Source organism: Stutzerimonas azotifigens, assembly GCF_013522725.1.
GTDB lineage: Bacteria > Pseudomonadota > Gammaproteobacteria > Pseudomonadales > Pseudomonadaceae > Stutzerimonas > Stutzerimonas azotifigens_A.
This window is the reverse complement of record NZ_JAAMRF010000009.1, coordinates 152,836-171,523: the sequence shown is the minus strand read 5'-3', so window position 1 is coordinate 171,523 and position 18,688 is coordinate 152,836. Positions and strand designations below refer to the sequence as shown.

The 18,688-nt window shown below is 60.1% G+C and carries 21 protein-coding genes and 1 tRNA gene; 4 read left to right on the top strand and 18 right to left on the bottom strand.

Going from position 1 to position 18,688, the window contains the following annotated elements:
• Window positions 1-31 precede the first annotated feature (31 nt).
• Window positions 32-1,489: a D-alanyl-D-alanine carboxypeptidase/D-alanyl-D-alanine endopeptidase gene (gene dacB / locus G7026_RS17650; protein WP_181072223.1), complete on the bottom strand. Its 1,458-nt coding sequence runs from the start codon at window positions 1,487-1,489 to the stop codon at window positions 32-34.
• A 255-nt stretch (window positions 1,490-1,744) separates the two neighbouring features.
• On the opposite strand from dacB, the gene G7026_RS17645 reads away from it, so the two are divergent.
• Entirely contained in the window at window positions 1,745-2,092 is a 348-nt protein-coding gene (locus tag G7026_RS17645) for a YggL family protein (RefSeq protein ID WP_181072222.1), read from the top strand.
• On the opposite strand, the gene G7026_RS17640 is transcribed toward G7026_RS17645, so the two are convergent.
• From G7026_RS17640 to G7026_RS17615, 6 genes are all read right to left on the bottom strand, one after another.
• The gene (locus G7026_RS17640) at window positions 2,073-3,176 is read right to left on the bottom strand and encodes an FUSC family protein (protein WP_181072221.1); all 1,104 of its coding nucleotides are present in this window, start codon (window positions 3,174-3,176) and stop codon (window positions 2,073-2,075) included. The genes G7026_RS17645 and G7026_RS17640 overlap by 20 nt on opposite strands.
• Before the next feature lie 4 nt (window positions 3,177-3,180).
• Window positions 3,181-4,512, bottom strand: coding sequence for a deoxyguanosinetriphosphate triphosphohydrolase (locus G7026_RS17635; RefSeq protein ID WP_181072220.1), 1,332 nt, complete (start codon window positions 4,510-4,512; stop codon window positions 3,181-3,183).
• A 208-nt stretch (window positions 4,513-4,720) separates the two neighbouring features.
• The gene (locus tag G7026_RS17630; RefSeq protein WP_181072219.1) at window positions 4,721-5,044 is read right to left on the bottom strand and encodes a hypothetical protein; all 324 of its coding nucleotides are present in this window, start codon (window positions 5,042-5,044) and stop codon (window positions 4,721-4,723) included.
• Window positions 5,041-5,421 (bottom strand): phage holin family protein, encoded by a 381-nt coding sequence (locus tag G7026_RS17625; RefSeq protein ID WP_181072218.1) that lies wholly within the window; start codon window positions 5,419-5,421, stop codon window positions 5,041-5,043. The genes G7026_RS17630 and G7026_RS17625 overlap by 4 nt, the downstream gene beginning before the upstream one ends.
• 17 nt (window positions 5,422-5,438) lie before the next feature.
• A complete protein-coding gene (locus tag G7026_RS17620; protein ID WP_181072217.1) occupies window positions 5,439-5,849 on the bottom strand; it encodes a DUF883 family protein in 411 nt (136 codons plus the stop codon).
• Between the two features lie 183 nt (window positions 5,850-6,032).
• Window positions 6,033-7,343: an OprD family porin gene (locus G7026_RS17615; RefSeq protein ID WP_181072216.1), complete on the bottom strand. Its 1,311-nt coding sequence runs from the start codon at window positions 7,341-7,343 to the stop codon at window positions 6,033-6,035.
• A 469-nt stretch (window positions 7,344-7,812) separates the two neighbouring features.
• Here G7026_RS17615 and G7026_RS17610 point away from each other — a divergent pair, with 469 nt between their 5' ends.
• Window positions 7,813-8,049 (top strand): glutaredoxin family protein, encoded by a 237-nt coding sequence (locus tag G7026_RS17610; protein WP_181072215.1) that lies wholly within the window; start codon window positions 7,813-7,815, stop codon window positions 8,047-8,049.
• A gap of 13 nt (window positions 8,050-8,062) precedes the next feature.
• On the opposite strand, the gene G7026_RS17605 is transcribed toward G7026_RS17610, so the two are convergent.
• The 4 genes from G7026_RS17605 to mobA form a co-directional block, all read right to left on the bottom strand.
• Window positions 8,063-8,242: a hypothetical protein gene (locus G7026_RS17605; RefSeq protein ID WP_181072214.1), complete on the bottom strand. Its 180-nt coding sequence runs from the start codon at window positions 8,240-8,242 to the stop codon at window positions 8,063-8,065.
• Window positions 8,243-8,389: 147 nt separating this feature from the next.
• Window positions 8,390-8,466: transfer RNA gene (locus G7026_RS17600), tRNA-Pro, on the bottom strand.
• Between the two features lie 99 nt (window positions 8,467-8,565).
• Window positions 8,566-8,784 carry a YgdI/YgdR family lipoprotein gene (locus G7026_RS17595; protein ID WP_181072213.1) on the bottom strand — a complete coding sequence of 73 codons (219 nt, stop codon included), beginning with the start codon at window positions 8,782-8,784 and terminating at the stop codon, window positions 8,566-8,568.
• A gap of 51 nt (window positions 8,785-8,835) precedes the next feature.
• Window positions 8,836-9,432, bottom strand: a complete 597-nt coding sequence (gene mobA / locus G7026_RS17590; protein ID WP_181072212.1) for a molybdenum cofactor guanylyltransferase MobA — start codon at window positions 9,430-9,432, stop codon at window positions 8,836-8,838.
• A 66-nt stretch (window positions 9,433-9,498) separates the two neighbouring features.
• Between mobA and moaB the strand changes: the two genes are divergently transcribed.
• Together moaB and G7026_RS17580 are read left to right on the top strand one after the other, a co-directional pair.
• The gene (gene moaB / locus G7026_RS17585) at window positions 9,499-10,038 is read left to right on the top strand and encodes a molybdenum cofactor biosynthesis protein B (RefSeq protein WP_181072211.1); all 540 of its coding nucleotides are present in this window, start codon (window positions 9,499-9,501) and stop codon (window positions 10,036-10,038) included.
• Window positions 10,035-11,243: a molybdopterin molybdotransferase MoeA gene (locus G7026_RS17580; RefSeq protein WP_181072210.1), complete on the top strand. Its 1,209-nt coding sequence runs from the start codon at window positions 10,035-10,037 to the stop codon at window positions 11,241-11,243. Before moaB ends, G7026_RS17580 begins: the two co-directional genes overlap by 4 nt.
• Here G7026_RS17580 and G7026_RS17575 read toward each other — a convergent pair.
• The 7 genes from G7026_RS17575 to G7026_RS17545 all read right to left on the bottom strand — a co-directional run bounded on the left by G7026_RS17575 (window position 11,224) and on the right by G7026_RS17545 (window position 18,688).
• Complete coding sequence (locus G7026_RS17575; RefSeq protein ID WP_181072209.1) at window positions 11,224-11,607, bottom strand: VanZ family protein; 384 nt, start codon at window positions 11,605-11,607, stop codon at window positions 11,224-11,226. The genes G7026_RS17580 and G7026_RS17575 overlap by 20 nt on opposite strands.
• Window positions 11,608-11,703: 96 nt before the next feature.
• Entirely contained in the window at window positions 11,704-12,804 is a 1,101-nt protein-coding gene (locus tag G7026_RS17570; RefSeq protein WP_181072208.1) for a polysaccharide biosynthesis/export family protein, read from the bottom strand.
• A gap of 461 nt (window positions 12,805-13,265) precedes the next feature.
• On the bottom strand, window positions 13,266-14,033 hold the full coding sequence (locus tag G7026_RS17565) for a WecB/TagA/CpsF family glycosyltransferase (RefSeq protein WP_181072207.1): 768 nt from the start codon (window positions 14,031-14,033) through the stop codon (window positions 13,266-13,268).
• The gene (locus G7026_RS17560; protein ID WP_181072206.1) at window positions 14,023-14,904 is read right to left on the bottom strand and encodes a glycosyltransferase family 2 protein; all 882 of its coding nucleotides are present in this window, start codon (window positions 14,902-14,904) and stop codon (window positions 14,023-14,025) included. The genes G7026_RS17565 and G7026_RS17560 overlap by 11 nt, the downstream gene beginning before the upstream one ends.
• Entirely contained in the window at window positions 14,864-16,117 is a 1,254-nt protein-coding gene (locus tag G7026_RS17555; protein ID WP_181072205.1) for a hypothetical protein, read from the bottom strand. Before G7026_RS17555 ends, G7026_RS17560 begins: the two co-directional genes overlap by 41 nt.
• A gap of 42 nt (window positions 16,118-16,159) precedes the next feature.
• The gene (locus G7026_RS17550; protein ID WP_181072204.1) at window positions 16,160-17,410 is read right to left on the bottom strand and encodes a Coenzyme F420 hydrogenase/dehydrogenase, beta subunit C-terminal domain; all 1,251 of its coding nucleotides are present in this window, start codon (window positions 17,408-17,410) and stop codon (window positions 16,160-16,162) included.
• Between the two features lie 48 nt (window positions 17,411-17,458).
• Window positions 17,459-18,688 carry an oligosaccharide flippase family protein gene (locus G7026_RS17545; protein ID WP_181072203.1) on the bottom strand — a complete coding sequence of 410 codons (1,230 nt, stop codon included), beginning with the start codon at window positions 18,686-18,688 and terminating at the stop codon, window positions 17,459-17,461.

The window sequence follows — 18,688 nt, the reverse complement described above, 5'->3', positions numbered from 1 at the left end:
AGGCCCAGGCGCTATCGCCTGGGCCTGGCTGTTAACGCTGCGCGGTGCTTTGGCTGCGTGGCTGGTTGTACAGGCTGACCAACACCTGATCGAGAATCGCCGACGCACCCCAAGGGCGGTCGTGATTGAGTATCGCAACGACGGCCCAGGTGTTGCCTTCGTCGTCCCGGCTGTAGCCAGCGATGGCGCGAACGGTGTTCAGGGTGCCGGTCTTGATGTGCGCCTTGCCGGCCACCTCTGTGTTGCGCAGGCGTTTGCGCATGGTGCCATCCACTGCCGCCAGCGGCATCGACGAGATGAACTCCGCCGCATACGGGCTGCGCCAGGCAGCCTGCAACAGCGTGGCCATCTCGCGGGCGCTGATCCGCTCGGCGCGTGAAAGACCGGATCCGTTTTCCATTACCAGTTGGGAGGCGGTGATGCCTTTCTTCGCCAGCCACTGGCGGATCACCCGCTGCGCGGCCATTGCGTCGTCGACATCGGCTTCGTTGCGAAACTGCGCGCCCAGGCTCAGGAACAACTGACGCGCCATGGTGTTGTTGCTGTATTTATTGATGTCGCGAATGACTTCGACCAGGTCCGGAGAATAGGCCCGTGCCAGCAGGCGCGCGCCCTTGGGCACATTAGCGACCCGATCTTCTCCGGCGATGGAGCCACCCAGCTCCTTCCAGATCGCCCTGACAGCACCGGCGGCATAATGGGCGTGGTCGAGCAGGGCGAGGTAGGTCTGGGCGCTGCAGCCTTCGGTCAGCCTGCCTGTCACCACCACGGTCACCCCATTCAGCTCTTTGACCGGGTTGTAGCGGACATCGGGCGCAGGGCATTTCCCACCCTTGAGTACCTGGACGCGATTGTCGATGCGCACGCTTTCGATGGGCGGCTCGACGGCGATATTGACCTTTCCGGCGTCGGCCCGGGCAATGAAGCGCAGCGCCTTGAGGTTGACCAGAAGCGAGTCGGGTTCTACGAGGAAGGGCTTGTTCTGATCGCCACCGTCGTCATCGAACGCCGGCAGGTCTGGGTGAACGAAGTGGCTGCGATCGAGCACCAGATCGCCCGTTATCTTCTGTACGCCGTTGGCGCGCAGGTCGCGCAGCAGCAGCCAGAGTTTTTCCATGTTGAGCTTGGGATCACCGCCGCCCTTGAGATACAGGTTGCCGTTGAGCACACCGTTCTCGAGCGGGCCATCGGCATAAAACTCGGTTTTCCACTGATGGTTGGGTCCGAGCAATTCGAGAGCCGCATAGGTGGTGACCAGCTTCATCGTCGAAGCAGGGTTGACCGAGACGTCGGCGTTGACGATGGTCGGTGTGCCGTTGCCATTGAGTGGCAGCATCACCACCGATAGCGCATCTCTACCAATCTTGTTGGCCTTGAGGGCTTGCTCGACACGAGAGGGTAGCGTCTGGTTGACCGAGGCGGCCGTCGCTGCTGTGGATAGCGGCAGGGCGAGCGCAGCAAGGGCAACGCGGAAAAAAAATGCTTTCATGAAAGGATGCGCCCATTGCAAGAGGCGCAATGGGTAAACCGTGCGTTAGCGTATGGCATGGTGACTTCCCACTGCTTTAGGGAAAAATTGACGCGATTATGCCCGAGCCATCAAGGCACGGTGCCGCTATCCGACAAGCGTAGCGGGTTTTATCGAGTGGCCAATTTTATTGGCGCCGCTGCCGCGGTTTTTACATGAGCGGGCCTCCAGCTGTTAGAGTGCGCGCCCCGGTTATTGATGAAAAAAGGAACGACCATGGCTACCAATCGCTCGCGCCGCCTGCGCAAGAAACTCTGTGTCGACGAGTTTCAGGAGTTGGGCTTCGAGGTGACGATGAACTACCGCGACAGCCTCGATTCGGCCGCGGTGGATGGGTTTCTCGAATCCTTCCTGAACGAGGCGATCGAGGCCAACGGCCTGGGCTATGTCGGCGGGGAAGACTACGGCTTCGTGTGTCTGGGCCGTCGCGGCTCCGTCACCGAGGAGCAGCGGGGCGCCGTGGAGTCCTGGCTCAAGGGCCGTGAGGAGCTCGCCGAAGTGACCGTCAGCCCGCTGATGGATGTCTGGTATCCACAGACCCCGATCAGGACTCAGGACCAGTAACGTCCTTGCGCTGATCGCTCGTGGTCAGGGCCACCCGCTCGCGGATTCCGGCCTTGCGCCTGGCGATCAGGTGGCGAATCAGGTGAATCAGTGCGGTTACGGTCAGCGCAATGCCGACGCCGATGAGCGCATTGATCAACCGGACCTGGGGCAGGTTCCAGTCCTGCGCCAGGCTCTCGGCCAACAGCACGAAGCAGACCGTGGTCTGCATGACGAATAATCCGTAGTGATGAGCCTGAAACGCCCGGCTGAGCATCACCAGCGGTAGCATCACCATTACCATCAGCGGTGGATCGGCCAGGCTGTGGCCCATGTAGATGAGCAGCACAGCCGCCAGCAGGATGGCGAGGCTTGCCTGAAAGGCCCTGATCAGGCTGTGCTGAAACGTCGGTTGCAGCGTGGTGAAGATCGCCAGGGTCAACCAGTAACCTCGCGGCAGTTCGGCAAGTGTCACTGTCAGACCTCCCAGCGCACAGCACAGCACATAGCTCAGGGCAATCATCCGCCATTGGCGGATAGGCGTGCGTCTTGCGTGGCGTTGCAGCACCTTGAGCAGGCTTTTGATTCGGGGCATGTACGGCCACATGCGCAGCCCGTGCATGCCTCGCATTCCGAACGCCAGCAAGGTCACCCATAGACCTCCTAGGGCGAACAGCACAGCGATTGCCTGGGGATTGTTGAAGTTGCCAATGCCGTATTGGCCCTGCCCCAGGCACAGGCAGATCGCCAGTCCGATACCCAGTTTGCCGGCCTCGGTGCCGTAACGCTGCAACCACGCCAGCAGCAGGCCATAGAAGGCGAACAGGCCGAGGCTCACCAGCGGATGGGTGGCCGACCAGAACCCCAGGGCGGTGCTCAGCGCGCCCAGGGCGATGAGCAACAGCATGCGCAACATGCCGAATCGGTGCAGCGGGTTGGCCTTGGCGGCCTGGAAGGCACCTACCGTGGCCCAGAGAAACCCGGGATGGCCGCTGAACAGGCCGAGCAGCAGGGGCAGGGCGCAGCCAAAGCCAGCCATCGCGGCAGCGCCCCAGGCAGGGCGCCCGGCGTGCCAGCGAAAGCTTTGCTGTAGCAGAGCTTTCACGTCGTCATACCGGGCTTGAACGGCCAGTCATCTCGCCGGCCATTTCGGTCGCGTAACTGTCGGTCATGCCGGCGATGAAATCGATCATTCTCAGAAAGGCCAGATACAGTGGCCAAGAGGGATCGGGCGCGCTGTTGCCCAGCAGATCCAGTATTCGACGGTTCTTGAACGACAGGCTCTGCCCGCTGTGCTGCTGCAGTGCCGCGCCGCAAAACGCATTGAGCAGGATTTCCAGCGTGGTGTAGGCGCCGATCTCATGCAGCGTCTTGCGCTTGTCGTGGAAAATCTTCTCCCGCGCCATCGCCTTGGCCTGCAGGACGCAGCGCTTTGCCGGGCCATGCATGTGCTCTACCAGATCGCCTGGCAGCTCGCCGGCCAATAGTGCCTGCTGCTGCTCGACGAAGGCGCGCGCCGCAGCATTGGTCAGGTGCTCGATCGCCTTGCCACGCAGGATAGCCAGCTTGCGCCGCCGGGAGTCACGAGGGCCTAGCTGTCTGTAGGTTTCCGGCAGGTCGTCTCCAACCAGGTCAAGAAGCAGCGACTCCACTTCGGCGTAGTCGAGTAGCTCCATCTCCAGGCCATCTTCGAGATCGATCAGCCCGTAACAGATGTCGTCGGCGGCCTCCATCAGGTACACCAGCGGGTGCCTCGCCCAGCGCTGGTCGTCGAGTTGCGGTAGGCCCAGTTTTCCGGCGATCTGCTCCAGCAGCGGCAGTTCATTCTGGTAGCAGCCGAATTTGTGTTTCTTGTAGCCCAGTGCCTCGGCATGGGACGAGGTCCAGGGGTACTTGAGGTAGGTGCCCAAGGTGGCGTACGTGAGCCGGGTGCCGCCATCGAACTGGTGGTATTCGAGCTGCGTCAGTACGCGAAAGCCCTGGGCATTGCCTTCGAAGTTCAGAAAATCCGCGCGCTGGCCATCGGACATATCGTCGAGCCAACCACGCCCGGCGGCCTGCTGGAACCAGTAGCGAATGGCGTCTTCACCGGAATGGCCGAACGGCGGATTGCCGATGTCGTGCGCCAGACAAGCCGATTGAACAATCATGCCCAGGTCCGCCGGGCTGCACCATTCGGGCAGGGAATCGCGAAGCACCTCACCTACGCGCATGCCGAGCGAACGGCCTACGCAACTCACTTCCAACGAATGGGTCAGGCGGGTATGGATATGATCGTTGCTGGAGACGGGATGGACTTGGGTTTTGCGGCCGAGGCGGCGAAAAGCTCCGGAGAAGATGATGCGGTCGTGGTCCTTGTGGAAAGGGCTACGGCCCAGCTCCTCGTTGCTGTGAACGGGTTTTCCGAGCCGTTCACGGGTGAGCAAAGTATGCCAATCCAAGGGCGTTGTTCTCCAGGTTGGATCAAAGCCGCATCGCTGCGGCGGGCAGGCGTGTCGATACCTGCAGACGAGAGGTTGGATGTCAGTTTAGTGGTTTGCCATCTAAGCGGCTCGGAAGTCTCGTTCTTAATCTCGACCCGGTCAACTTTGGTAGGGCGCATCTGAGAACGCTTCCGCCTGGGCGGACCGGCTCAGATGCGAGGCCAGGCTAACGCTTCTGCGCCAGCATTTTTCCGCCTTTCACCAAGGGGTAAACGGCCAGGGCGAGTTTGGCCAAGCGCCCGACGCGTCCCAGTCGCCGGCCGAACAACGAAAGCCCAATCGTCGCCGCAATCATCAGTGGCGTCTTGCCGGAGCCTGAGCCGGAACTGGACGAAGCACTGCGTCGACTGGCCATGTTGCGTACCAGCTGGAACGGATGCGACAGGGGTTGGGCGTTGTACAGCAGCTGCTGGCGGTGCATTTCCATGCGAAGGCGGACGAGGTCCTTGCGCATGCCTATGTCCTTGGAAGTCGTCAAAGGAAGGCTCATGGCAATAGTCTCTCCCGGTTGCGGGCCAGTTCTTCCAGGGTCGCCTGGAAGGGCGCCGCGCATTCCTTGGCCAGTTTCAGCGCTCTGGCAATGCAGATGGCCAGGGCGACGGCGTAAACGGCGCACAGCACTAGAATCGCGGCGATGCGGTGGGTTTCCCAGAAGGCGATGACGATGGCCGCTGACAGGCCAACCAGGATCAGCAGCCCCAAAATCAGAGAGACACCCGCCAGAAGGAAAAGGCGAAAGGTGCGTGCCTTCTCCTCCTGGAACTCGATGCCCAGCAATTCCAGATGGCCCTGCATCAACCCAACGAATGCGCCGCCCAATTTCTTCAGGGACGGCTTTGGTGGTTCATCGCTGTGCGTGGAGTCCATTGGTGTATCCCTCTGCATCAGTTGCGCGACGACAACAGGCCCAGCAGGAAGCCAACACCTGCGGCGATGCCGACAGACTGCCAAGGGTGGGTCTGGACATAGTCCTCGGTGCATTGGATAGCCGCCTGGCCCTGGCCGCGCATCGTGCCTTCGCGGTCCTTGAGCATTCCGCGTGCCCTGGAGAGATTTTCGTTGAGTTTGGTGCGTAACTCCTCAGCCTGGGTGCCGGCGGTGTTCTGGGTGTATTTGAGCAGTCGCTCGGTGTCGCCGATAAGCGTGTGGAATTCTTCGATCAGTGCGCTCTGGGCATTTTGCAGGTTGCGCTTGTGGGCGTTCTTGTCAAACAGAGGCATCTGCTGTTCGCCCGTGGCGTTGGAAGAGGGCTGGGAAGCATCGCCGGGGAGACCGTTTGTGGATTCGAGAGTCATCTGCCGCTCCTTTCATCGAGGTTTTTCAACAGGACGTGACGCCCTGTACCTCGAAATTCGAGCCTTTCAGCCACTCAAGGTTCCGCTACATCCTGTCTATCGCTTCGCTGAGTACGTGCGCAATAAAAAACCCGCCCTGGCAAGCCAGGGCGGGTTCTTGGTACTGCCTGCGGTTGCGCTGTATTACAGCAGCGGCAGGGTGTAGCTGACGATCAGGCGGTTCTCGTCAACGTCGCGGGCGAAATTGCTACGCATGGTCGCGTTTCTCCAGCGAATGCCCAGGTTCTTCAGAGCACCGTCCTGGAACACATAGGCGATGTCGGTGTTGCGTTCCCACTCTTTGCCTTCTGCAACGCCAGCACCACGTTCGACGTTGTCACCGGACAGGTAGCGGGTCATGAAGGTCAGGCCAGGGATACCAACCGACGCGAAGTTGAAGTCGTAGCGGGCCTGCCAGGACTTCTCGTCGCGGTTGCCGAAGTGGCCGATCTGAACATAGTTCACCAGGAACGGGTCGGTGCCGCCAACATAGGCGAAGCCGGTGTCACCGTCCATTTGCTGGTAACCCAGGCCGAAGCTGTGGCCGCTCAGGGCGTAGGTGACCATGGCGCCGAACGCGTTGTTGTCGACGTTGGTGTTGCCGTCGTCCTTGGAGCGGGCGTAGCGCAGGTCGGTCTTCAGCGACTGCTTGTCAGCCAGGGGCAATACGTGCACCAGGTTGAAGGAGTGCTGCTTGTACAGGTCTTCCAGCTTGCTGTGGTAGTACGACGCGGTCAGGTTGTCCATGACCTTGTAGCTACCGCCCAAGAAGCGGAAGTCCTTGGATTCGTTGGAAGCACCGCCGGTGTTTACGATGCCGCTCGCATTGGAGCGAATCCCGGAGGAGTTCACTGTGCCGCGGTTGCTGATCGACATTACTTCATTGTTAGTCGAGTCGCGGTTGTTGACACGGTTCAGGTAGCCCGCATCAATCGTCAGACCACCGATTTCCATCGAGTTCAGCTGGCCGCCCTTGAAGGTCTGGGGCAGCAGGCGGCTGTCGCTGGAAGCGATGGCCATGTTCTTCAGCTGCAGGTCGCCGACCTTCAGAGTGGTCTTGGAGATACGCGCTTTGGCGGCATAAGTGATGTGCGAGTAATTGTCTTGCGAGCCACCGGAGCCATCGGCAGGAAGCAGGCCGCTGCCCGCGGTGCCGTCGCCACCGTCAAGCTTCACGCCCAACAGGCCCATCGCATCAAGGCCGAAACCTACGGTGCCTTCAGTGAAGCCAGACTCGTAGCGAAGCAGGAAGCCCTGCGCCCACTCGTCGATCTTGTTCTGGCCACGCACGGTGTCGCTGGTGGGTTCACGGAAGTCACGGTTGAAATAGAAGTTACGCAGCTCCAAACCGGCCTTGCTGTCCTTGATGAACTCGGCGTGAGCCATGGTCGGGATGGTCAAGCTTGCTCCCAGAGTGGCGAGAGCCACGGCCCGGGCGATGGGGGTCTTGAGCATTTCTTATGTCTCCTGTTGGATGATGCTCTGGTGTCGCGCTATTGCGGCGCCACGGATGAGTCCTTGCTTCCACTGCGTTGGCTCTTGGACGTGAGTCTTCAAGACTTCCCCCACCGACGCACTGGATGCATCGAGCATCCCTGGGCTGCATTGTTATTTCCCGCAACGTCGCTCATGCAATCCTCCGACCATAACGGAAGATTGCAGGCAAACCGTTTGGTTTGCCTTCGGCGCCGCATCCTATCGCTTTGTTTGGCGAACGTCGAACCCTAAAGTGAAGAATTCCATCGGCTGCGTTGAAAATCACAATATTGTGAAGAGCTTGGCGAAACTGTGCGTTTGTCATCAAGTTGAAATGTTCTTGTTTAGCGCACTGTCCGCGAGCGCCGCCCCGATTAAAGGCGAGCGTGGAGCTTCGCAGACCGGCTGCTAGACTGTCGCATTACATATAGGAGAGTTAATAGCCAACATGTTGCCCGAATGCCAACTTTTCGGAACGCTAGGTTGCCACTTATGCGAGCAGGCCGAGGCGATTCTTTTGCCTTTGGTCGAGCATGGGCTGATGGTCGAACTTCTGGATATAGCGGAGCAGGAGCAGTGGATGGACGATTACGCCCTGCGTATTCCGGTGCTCAGGCGAGTCGATAGCGGGGCGGAATTGGATTGGCCGTTTGAAGCGGAGCAAGTAGTGTGCTTCCTAAGATGAGCAGTACTCTCGCTTAGCGTAGCCAGTCGATCACCGCCAAACCCGCGAAGCCGAGCGCACTCAGTGTGCTCAGCATACTTAGCGAGATCAATGCGAAGGCGGCGGGTAATGTTCTGGCTCGTCCAGACTGGCGAAACAGGATCGCGGCCATAAGAAACAGTGCGGCGGCCAGTGCGGCGGACAACCAATCCATAGTGCCAGCTCCGAGCGTATCGTTTGAATGCGGGTTATTAGCAGAAAGGCAAAGCAGGAGCCTGGATTTATCTGCTGTAGAAACAATAAAACCGGCCAAGGCCGGTTTTATTGTTCCAGAACGTCAACAGGCGTTCTGGTCGGGATATGGTCGGAGCGACTGGATTCGAACCAGCGACCTTCTCGTCCCGAACGAGACGCGCTACCAAGCTGCGCTACGCTCCGAAGCTGGCGCGCATTTTACAGAAAAACCATTGTTCCACAATACCTTAGGGCCAGGTTTTTGGTGCCCTCGGATTCGAGGGCACCGCACGCCGCTACGGTTCAGAGTTGTTGAACGGTACGGACTTGGTCCTTGTTGACCTTGCCGGGCTTGCCATCGATCTGTTCGTACTCGTAGAAGCCGGATTCTTCATCGTAATCCGGGCGATCGAGTGTCTGGATCTCACGGCCATCGTTGAGCGTGATCACGCTGGGTGTCGAGCAACCAGTCAAAAGGATGCCAGAGGCAACCATGAATGCTGCAACTAGGCGATGCCGCATTGCGCTTCTCCTTAACGTTGATGGGACTACGGTGTGACGGAGGCTGCCGCGCTAAGTTCCCGCGGGATCCTGAGTGGCCAGCAACTCAGGAGTGTTGAAATTGGCCACCCGTAGGTCGCCTGTGTCGATGTTCACCGCCTGCACGCCAAGCGGAAAGAGCACCTGCCTCGGGCTTCGTTCGCCGGCCTGCCAGGCCTGCTCGACCTGCTCCGCGAGGCGGGTCGGAATCATGCAGAACAGCGGTTCCCATTGCTCGTCACGGCGCAGCATGGCCGCGGTGTCTCCTTCATATGCCGAGCGATGCAGCTGCGACAGTAGTGCTGCGTCGATCAGCGGAGCGTCGCAGGGGATAACCAACAGCCAGGGATGTCTGGCTACGCCTAAACCTGAGCGTATGCCGGCCAGTGGACCGGGAAAGTCCGGTTGCTCATCGCTTATCAATCGATCGGCGAAAGCGGCATAACGGTCCTGATTGCGGTTGCAGGAGACGATCAGGTCATCGGTCAGCGGGCGAGCGACTTCGTGGACCCACTGGATCAGTGGCTTGCCGCGCCACGCCACCAGCCCCTTATCCTGACCGCCCATGCGTTGGCCGCGTCCTCCGGCCAGGACGAGTATCGAGCAGGCTGGCGACAGGTGTTCGGGCATCGGGCGGCTCCGCAAAAGGCTGTGATATAACACCTGCTTGGCATGTCAACAACCGGATGAAGCTCCATGAGTCACAAGGCTGAACAACCTTTCGCGCCTTTGAATATCGCCGTCCTGACGGTAAGCGACACGCGTACCTTCGAGACCGACACTTCCGGCCAGTTGCTGGTCGACAAGCTGACCGGCGCCGGGCATCGGCTGGCTGAGCGGGTGCTGCTCAAGGATGATCTGTACCGGATTCGCGCGCAGGTCGCCCACTGGATCGCCGAGGACGTGGTTCAGGTGGTGCTGATCACCGGCGGTACCGGGTTTACCGGACGCGACAGTACTCCCGAGGCGGTTGCCTGCCTGCTGGACAAACAGGTCGATGGCTTTGGTGAGCTGTTCCGGCAGATTTCCTTCGCCGATATCGGCACCTCGACGGTGCAATCGCGGGCGCTGGCAGGGCTGGCCAACGCGACCCTGGTCTGCTGTCTGCCGGGCTCGACGAATGCCTGTCGCACGGCGTGGGAAGGAATCCTCGAGCAACAGCTCGATGCTCGCCACCGGCCTTGCAACTTCGTTCCGCATTTGAAACAGGCGGCGCCCTGCGAAACTCGCTCATGAGCGGCGCTTCTTCGCTTCTACCCGTCGAGAAGGCCTTGGCGCTCCTGCTGGAACAGGCCGATGCGGCGCCGATTCGCGACGTCGAGCGCGTTCCCCTGGCGCAGGCAAACGGACGGGTCCTGGCCGAGCCGCTGATCTGCGATCTGGATCTGCCACCCTGGCCGAACAGCGCCATGGACGGCTACGCCTTTCGACATGGGGATCTGGCTGGCGAGCCGTTGCCGGTCAGCCAGAAAATCTTCGCTGGCATGCAGCCGGCTCCGTTGCGACCGGGTAGCTGCGCGCGCATCTTCACTGGTGCACCCATGCCCGAAGGTGCCGATACCGTCGAAATGCAGGAAAACGTCGAGCTGCTCGACGGCGAGCGGGTTCGCTTCGCTGAGTCGGTGCGGGCGGGGCAGCATGTGCGTCCCCAGGGCGGTGAGGCCCGCCGCGGCGACACGATGCTCGAGGCCGGGACTCGTCTGGGTGCAATCGAACTTGCGCTGGCTGCGTCGGTAGGGGCCGATACCCTCAACGTGATGCGCAGGCCGCAGGTTGCGTTGCTTTCGACAGGCGATGAACTGGCGGAGCCGGGTCGCCCGCTCGAGACGGGGCAGATCTACAACAGCAACCGCAGCCTGCTGGACCACTGGTTACGGGCGCTTGGCTGCGACGTGCTCGACCTGGGGGTTCTACCTGATGATCCGGTGCAGATACGCGAGGCGCTGGGGTCATTGCAAGGCGTGGACCTGATTCTCTCCACCGGCGGTGTGTCGGTTGGGGAAGCCGATTTTCTCGGCCAGGTTTTGCGCGAAGAGGGCGAGCTGACCTTCTGGAAACTCGCCATCAAGCCGGGTAAGCCACTCACCTGCGGGCATTACCGTGCGATCCCGGTGATCGGCTTGCCCGGTAATCCTGCTTCGACGCTGGTGACTTTCGGCCTGTTCGCACGCGCTTATCTGTTGCGCCGTCTCGGTGTTGCGGCGATAGAGCCATTGACCCTGGATGTTCCGGCAGGCTTCGATTGGGCCCGAGCAGGCACGCGCCGCGAATACTTGCGCGCGCGCCTGGAGCAGGGCAGGGCCGTGCTCTACCCGAACCAGAGCTCGTCGGTTCTGCGTAGTGCGTCCTGGGCGGATGGTCTGGTGGAGGTGCGCGAGCATCGCACGTTCGAGGCGGGAGCGACGGTGCCCTTCATCCCTTTCAGCGAGCTGATGCACTAGTCGGTGCAGCAAGCGCGCGTAATTGGAACCAGCGGTAGCACCACAGGATGAGTGCGCCGCTAGTCGCACCAGCCAGGTTCGCCAACATGTCTTTCCAGGAGCCGATCCGGGTGGGCAGGAAGGCCTGGATCAGCTCGATGGATGCGCCGATAGCGAGCACCGACGCGAGCACTGTCACCAATGCCGCACGGGGATGCGCGACTTGGGCGCATAGGGTCAGCACCATAAAGCCAAGCCAGTGGTAGAGCTTGTCGGCATTGTCGATGGGTTCGGGTAATGGCGTGCTGGCCAGGGCCGCTGCGAGCAAGGCGGATAGAGCCGCAAGGAAGGGCAGGCATCTCAATAACTTCCCTCGTTCCATCATCGGTTCTCACTGAAATGTCGTTCAATAAAAAAGGCCGCAAATCTCAGATCTGCGGCCTTTGGATACGAGCCGATCAGTGGCTCTCAGCTTGCGGTATCACCGGCTGAGGTTGTAGTCAGCTGCTGCGCCGGTACCAACGATGCTGGCCGAAGGCAGCAGCTGGCTGATGAAGCGGTTCCAGCGGGTGATGTTGGCCGGGCCAACGAACACCACGTCCTGGGGCTGCAGTGGGAAGTGCTTGGCCAGGGCGAACGCGGTCGGCGACTTGGCGTTGAGCTGGAACACCTTGGCAGGCTCGGTGGCCATGCTTTCCGCGCCGCGGATCACATAGATCGCTTCACCGTCGGCAGTTTCCTGGCGAAGACCACCGGCGGTGCCGATGGCGTCCATCAGGTTCATGCTGGTGGCTTTGAAGGTCAGCGCCTGCGGCTGATGGATTTCGCCCAGCACGTAGATCTTCTTCTGGTCGTTGTAGGGCAGGTGCAGCGTGTCACCGTCCTTCAGATAGACCTGGTGCAGCCAGGAGTCGGGACGGTTCAGCGAGTCGACGTCGAGCAGGTACTCGCGGCCGTCACGCTTGAGGGTCAGGCCGGTGAGGTCGGCGTCCTCGGTGGCAACGCCGGCCTGGCCGATCGCCTGGACGATGGTCATAGGGGCGGTGGTCACCGGGATCTCGCCGGCGGTGTTGAACGCGCCGGACAGGACCACGCGCTGGCTGCCGAAGCGCAGGATGCTGACGTCCACCTGAGGGCTGTCAATGTAGGAGGTCAGGCGACGGGCGATGGTGGAGCGCAGCTCCTCGATGGTCATGCCGGCGGCATTGACGTTGCCGATGTAGGGATAGAACAGGGTGCCATCGGGGCGAACCAGACGACCGTTGGCATCCATCTGCTGCTGGGAACCGGACGGTGTGGTCAGTTCAGGGTGGTCCCAGACGGTGATGTACAGCAGGTCATTGGCGCCGATGCGGTAGGAAGACGGCTTGTAGCTCAACAGTTCTTCTTTCGAAGCGGTGCCCATGTCCGACGTCAGATCGCCTTTGAGCAGGTCGGGCGTGATGCGGACCAGCTGGACCGTACCGTGCTCGGCTTCGGCGCCTTCTTTGAATTCGTCGGGATCCAGATATTGGCCGGGCGCGAATGCGCAGCCCTGCAGAGTCAGAGCAGAGGCGACGGCGAGAGCGAATATTGATTTCATGGTTTCATCCTTGACGGAGAGGTTGTTGTTCACTGAGTGACGCGGCTTGATTCACATTCGTAAGCGAGGCGGACATGTTTATTGTTCGCCCAGCTAAGAGGATCGGAGTCATCTCTCCTCACTCCTCAGCAACCAGATCAGCTCGGTAGCCAAAGTGCTTTCTCCTTTTGACCTATTGTTATGCCTGGCGCACCAGCACGCGGGGAACAGAAGCGGGCTTAGGGATTGTTGTTGTTTGCCTTCACCTGAGCCTCGATTCGTCCGCCTGATACGTCAGGGGCGGAGCTTCCTGCACGATGCATTCGCCTGGGCGACGTGGCGACAAAGCGAAGTGTGCAGGTTGCGGTCATTTCGATATCGAATTGCCATCGAACTGACCCTTGACAGTAGGGATAGACCCCTGCGCTCCGATCTGGTTCACCGCGTTCAGCGCATTCATGGGCCAATTCGCGGTTCCCGACTCAAGAGTCCTGCTTGGCCGGTTTGACCCGCTGTTGGCGATAGCTGCGCTCGCGCAAATACGCCGGCCCGATGAAAATCGCATCGTTCCAGTAGCGCCTGGCCAGGCGGCGTGGCTCGCGCAGCATGCGATACAGCCATTCGAGCTTCGCCCGCTGCATCCAAACAGGCGCGCGCCTGATGGTGCCGGTAGCGAACGAAATGGAGGCGCCAACGCAGAACGCCATCCCGGTGCGTTCGTGGCTGGGAACCATGCTGGCAACGATCTCTCCCTGGGGCGTACCGACGGCGTAGAACACCAAGTCCGACGGGTGTTGCACCACGAAATCGACGCAGCGCTGAACTTCTTCCGGGTTGCGGATGAAACCCATCGGCGGATTGTGGTGATAAATGGTGATGCCGGGGTATAGCGCGCGAAGCCGCTCGCATTCGTGAGTGGTGGCGCCAATCTGTACAAGCGTGAGGCGTTCGCGGTCGGCCCACTTGAGCAGGTCCACCGTAAGGTCGCTACCCGGTATCGCTTCGGCTATCTCGATGCCCAGCGAGCGAAGCATTGGCAGCAGAACGCGGCTGTCGCAAATCCGCAGTCGGGCGTTGTCATACGCCTGACGCAGCGAATCGTTGCGCTGCAACTGAGGCAGGTGATCGACGTTAGGGGTGACGACATAGGAGTAAGGCTGCCGGATACCGTCTTTGATCAGTTCCAGCAGGGCGGCCTTGCTACCCGTATAAAAATGTACCCCGAAGGCATAGTTCGTTTCACTTGACACTCATCGTTACTCCCTTGAAAGCGCCCTTTATTCCCGACCAGGCATGGCCGGGATTCTTGAATTCCTTGATGACCGTGATTGCAGATAGGAAGACAGCGGATACGAACGCGAACAGCGATCCATAGAACCGCTTGTTAAAGCGGGTAGCGGCGCGGTTACGGTAGTAATGATAAAAAGCAGAACGCCCACCGGAGCTGAGCGATCCATAGTGGAACAGGCGGCTCTCGGGGATGACCTGGATGGTGATTCCGGCTTGCTTGCGTGCCTGGAACTGCCAGTCCACCTCTTCGGAATACATGAAGTACCGCTCGTCCATCAGGCCGATCTCGTCGACCAGATCGGCCCTGAACGCCAGGCTGCAGCCCATCAGGTAATCCGGCGTCTCATGGGTGTTGCGCATCGACTCGATGGTCTGGCCCTTGCCTAGCAATTTGGCCTTGCCCAACAGCGGGTAGAGTTTGCCTCCGCCGTAACATTCGAGGTTTCCGTCGGCCGCGTTGAGGATCACCGAACCGACGAACTGCCGCGGGTCGGTCTTCAGAGCCGCGAGCATGGGCGCGAACGCGTCCGAATCGACATAGGTGTCGTTGTTGATGATCCAGAAATGCTCGACGTCCAGGTTTTTGCGCGCCCAGATCAGTCCATAGTTGTTGCCACCTGCATAGCCGTTGTTCTCCGGATTGGCGAGCACCGTGATCTTGGGGCTGGCCTTTTCGGCATGCCAACGGTTCAGCGTATCGATCGACCCATCCTGAGAGTCATTATCGATCACCACCACATGATCCAGATCTGCGCAGTGGGCCAGCAGGCTCTCGGCGCAGCTGATCGTCTCAGTAGCTGCCTTGTAATTGAGGATAAGTGCGACGTTCATGAGCTGGTTCCTTGCTGCGTAGATGACGGGCTTTCAAAGACTGGATGACGAACAGCATTGCAATGGACGCCTGGTTGTATTCCAGCAGGCCCGAGAGGGGCCAGATGACGAAGAACGCCAGCATGGTGGGGTAGAGGAACGTCGTATCCTTGCAGATGCGCTTGGCGATGCGCTGGTAAAGGAACAGGGTCAGCGGAACGACCAGCAATACCAGGAAGCCGAAGCGGAACAGGGTGCCGATGACGCCTACGTCGGAGAGAAAGAAATGCTCGCCGAAATAGGGGATGAAGCCGTCTTGCCACATCAGCGAGAGCGAGCCGCTGGGCAGCCAATTGACCAAGTCCAGATGGGCCATGATCTGGCCGATGGTGTTGGAGCGGACGTTGTCTTCGACACCTTCGAGCTGGCTGCTGTAGAACTCGATGTTCAGGCCCAGCACTTCCAGCAGGACGGGATAGAAGTAGAACGGCGACAGCAGTACGCACAGCGCCGCAGCCCAGATCACGGCCTTCGCACGCAGGCAGAACAGCGTGAAGCACAGGCACATGAAGATGAGCTGGCGGGTCTGGGTCGCGAAGACCAGCGTCAGTAGCAGGATCACCGCGACCAGCAGGTAAAAGTTTTTGTTGCGGGGCGCACCATTGATCGGTGAGGCGCCAATAGACCAGATCTGGATGCAGTAGAAATAAGCCAGGCACATCAGGTGCGCGCCGATCGAGGAGCGGTCCGGACGGTCCCAGGCAACCTGCTCGGTGCGCTGGTCGGGGATCACGCCGAACTTGAAGCACCACGACAGGAAGACCGCCACCAGCGCTGCGTAAAGGAAAGCGCGCTCGAACTGCAGCGTGCTCAGTCGCTTGCTCAGCAGCAGCAACGGCAGAAACCCGAGACAGAACAGCACCCGGCGCTCTTCAATGAAGCCGTAGACCAGGGGCTGGCCGAAAGTCATGTTGGAGAAGATCGCCGGCAACACGATGAACACGGCGCAGGTATAGACGGCGTAATAGGTCAAGATTCTCAGCTCGGGCGAGGCCGTCTCCGCCCTGGCCAGGGCCGCGAAGATTGCCAGCAGGATGCACGCCGCCAGGTACATTTCGGTCAACGGCCTGATGCCGTACGGGTTGTGCGTTCCTTCACCTAGCACCTGAAAGTGCAGGATGAACACCAGCATTAGGAGGGGAACGAAGAAAAAGCGTGAACTGAAACTGGTCATTCCTGAGTCCTTAGGTGTTGGTCCCTTGTTCGCCGCACCGGATCATGCCGTTTCCAGTGGGCGCTTCTTGATTTTCTTGCGTCTTACCAGCAAGCCGGTAAACGCCTTGAAACTTTGGTAAAGCCCGATTTCACGCATCCCTTTAGCCAGTTCGAAGCCTTTGTAGCTGGGCGTCTTGAGCATTAGAAGTTTCATCGCCATCAACCGCGGCAAGATGGTCGTGCGGCGGTAGTACTGGAACGGCTGTATCGAAAAGATGCTGTTGGTATCGAAGGTTTCCGCTTTGACAACGCCATCGGCCTCGGCGTTTCGGAAAAGTTCTCGGCCTTTTGCCGTGCGTACCAGAATCAGCGAGTTGCCTTCTCGCTCAGCGAAAGAGGGATAACCTTTTTCATCTCCTTCCCAGCCATCAGCGCAGACAATGTCGGCGAACTCACCGATGCCGTCGGGGCAGATCTTGCAGCGGGTCTGCAGGTGTCGGTTGAGTACCTTTCCCCAGGAGTCGTTGTAGGTCATGGTTCGCGAATCGCCATTTTTCAGCGTGGCCTTGGTCAGGCCTGGCCAGCCGTCGCCGCGATAACGGAAGGTGGTGACGTCGTCGCGCTTGACGTTGAGCTGGTCTAGCACTTGGTAGGTGCCGTGGAGGCTCGGTGTACCCGCGCACATGAAGGAAACGATCAGCGGAATATTTTCCTTGAGCCGTGGGTTGTGCTGCTGCATCTGGCGAACGGCACCGACGTCGCAAGGCTTGCCAATGAACAGGTACTTTTCGGTCGACATCGCCACCCACTTAAGGGCTTCGGCTGGCGAGGCCGGCGCGTACCGCGAACCCGACGAGGCGATCACGTTCTGCCGCGAGCGGCTGATCACCGCGACGTTCTCCAGCGGGTCGTCCAAGGAGGCCTGGATCTGGATCACGCCGTCGACCAGCTTCTTGTCCAGGCAATACTGGGCGAGCGCGGAAATCACACCTCCGGACGATCCAGCCTGACGAATCTCGTCGTCGGCTGCGTACCCTTTGAGCGTGTCCAGGATTTCACCCCAGATGGGATGGTAGTTCTCCGATTTGTAGGGGCGGATATCGAGGTTCAGGGCGGGGCAGGATTTGCCGAATGCCGCGGAAGTCGTCGCATCGGCAACCGGCTTGGATTGATAGGTGGGATTCAGGAAAGGTCGACGGTAACCGTCCTCATTGATCCTGATCTTGATGGCGTCATCTTCTGCGGCGGCGCTGCACATCCCACAACCGCTGCACAGATCGTTGTTCATGACGCGTTTCAACAATGCTTTCATACCTGCCTTTTCCTTAAGCGACCACTGCGCCGACCCCGGCCGGCATAATTAACTGACCCGCTGCTTGCGGAAAATATTGAGCACCGCATATCCATAGATGAGTGTCAGCACGATCATGCCGAGAGTTGACACCCAAGGCGCCGCTTGTATCCCGTGGCTCGGTATAAAAAACCAATAGCAAAGCACGGTGATCACGCCCGAGGAGATGATTCCGAAAGTGCGCAAGAATCCGGTTCCCAGCGCGATCAGCTGCACGCCCAGGCCTGCAGCGACGAAGCGCGAAGCGGTGAAGCAGGCAAAGGCCAGCCACAGCGTGTTGAGCTCTGCATACTCGGGGCCCAGGAAGTAATCAGTGAACAGCGGGCCGATGAACAGGAACGCCAGCGCGAAGACAAGCCCCATCCCTACGTACTCGGCAAGAATCCTCATCCCGTAGCGGAACAGGCCGGCGCTCTTGTGGTGCAAACGATGGGCGAAGCGCGGGATATGCACGCTGGCGAGCAATACGCTGAACGGGACCGCGCCCTGGATAAGGCGCGATCCGGCGAAGTAAATCCCTGCGGCTTCACGGCCGGCCAGATGATTGACGAGGATGACGTCGAGCTGGGCGAAGATGTTCGTCGCGCCGCTGTCCACGGCAAAGCTGGTCGAGGACTTGAAGCGCTCGGCAAGCACTCGCCAGGAATTGCGCATGATGCCGCGCAGATCGAGGATCTTCGACAGGGCGTGCAATGCCGCACCGGCATAGATCAGACGCGAGACGAGGAAGGCGATACCGATCACCAGCACATCGTTGTGGGACAGGATCGCCATCCCGATCAGCACGAAATGCAGCGCGGCGGTAATGGCCACGATCTTCGTTTCCCGGTGGAACTGGCCAATGCTGCGGAATACCGTCAGCCCCAGGTCGCCATAGGAAGAGGCGAGCGTGCCGAGCAGAAACAGCACGGCGGCGAAGCGCTCGATCGGTTGAAGTTCGAACACGAAGAGAATCAACGGAATCAGAATCACGCACGCGGGCAGGACCAGCAGCGTCTTGGCTGCCAGGCTTGCCGACATGATTTCTCCCGCGCGGTCGCGCTCGGCGCCAATGTCGCGCAAGGCGCGCATGCCGAAGCCGTAGTCGGTCACCAGGGCCACGATGGTGGACCAGGTGATGACGATGGAGATGAAACCGAAGTCGCTAGGCCCGAGGGTACGGGCCAGAATCAAAAGCGTGCCGAGGGCCACCGCGGTGCGAGCCGCGGTGGTGATCCCCATTAGGGCATGATCGCGCAT

Coding starts and splice junctions, on each gene's coding strand:
- dacB (WP_181072223.1), bottom strand. CDS start 1,489: ATGAAAGCATTTTTTTTCCGCGTTGCCCTTGCTGCGCTCGCCCTGCCG.
- G7026_RS17645 (WP_181072222.1), top strand. CDS start 1,745: ATGGCTACCAATCGCTCGCGCCGCCTGCGCAAGAAACTCTGTGTCGAC.
- G7026_RS17630 (WP_181072219.1), bottom strand. CDS start 5,044: ATGAGCCTTCCTTTGACGACTTCCAAGGACATAGGCATGCGCAAGGAC.
- G7026_RS17625 (WP_181072218.1), bottom strand. CDS start 5,421: ATGGACTCCACGCACAGCGATGAACCACCAAAGCCGTCCCTGAAGAAA.
- G7026_RS17620 (WP_181072217.1), bottom strand. CDS start 5,849: ATGACTCTCGAATCCACAAACGGTCTCCCCGGCGATGCTTCCCAGCCC.
- G7026_RS17615 (WP_181072216.1), bottom strand. CDS start 7,343: ATGCTCAAGACCCCCATCGCCCGGGCCGTGGCTCTCGCCACTCTGGGA.
- G7026_RS17610 (WP_181072215.1), top strand. CDS start 7,813: ATGTTGCCCGAATGCCAACTTTTCGGAACGCTAGGTTGCCACTTATGC.
- G7026_RS17605 (WP_181072214.1), bottom strand. CDS start 8,242: ATGGATTGGTTGTCCGCCGCACTGGCCGCCGCACTGTTTCTTATGGCC.
- G7026_RS17595 (WP_181072213.1), bottom strand. CDS start 8,784: ATGCGGCATCGCCTAGTTGCAGCATTCATGGTTGCCTCTGGCATCCTT.
- mobA (WP_181072212.1), bottom strand. CDS start 9,432: ATGCCCGAACACCTGTCGCCAGCCTGCTCGATACTCGTCCTGGCCGGA.
- moaB (WP_181072211.1), top strand. CDS start 9,499: ATGAGTCACAAGGCTGAACAACCTTTCGCGCCTTTGAATATCGCCGTC.
- G7026_RS17580 (WP_181072210.1), top strand. CDS start 10,035: ATGAGCGGCGCTTCTTCGCTTCTACCCGTCGAGAAGGCCTTGGCGCTC.
- G7026_RS17575 (WP_181072209.1), bottom strand. CDS start 11,607: ATGATGGAACGAGGGAAGTTATTGAGATGCCTGCCCTTCCTTGCGGCT.
- G7026_RS17570 (WP_181072208.1), bottom strand. CDS start 12,804: ATGAAATCAATATTCGCTCTCGCCGTCGCCTCTGCTCTGACTCTGCAG.
- G7026_RS17560 (WP_181072206.1), bottom strand. CDS start 14,904: ATGAACGTCGCACTTATCCTCAATTACAAGGCAGCTACTGAGACGATC.
- G7026_RS17555 (WP_181072205.1), bottom strand. CDS start 16,117: ATGACCAGTTTCAGTTCACGCTTTTTCTTCGTTCCCCTCCTAATGCTG.
- G7026_RS17550 (WP_181072204.1), bottom strand. CDS start 17,410: ATGAAAGCATTGTTGAAACGCGTCATGAACAACGATCTGTGCAGCGGT.
- G7026_RS17545 (WP_181072203.1), bottom strand. CDS start 18,688: ATGCGCGATCATGCCCTAATGGGGATCACCACCGCGGCTCGCACCGCG.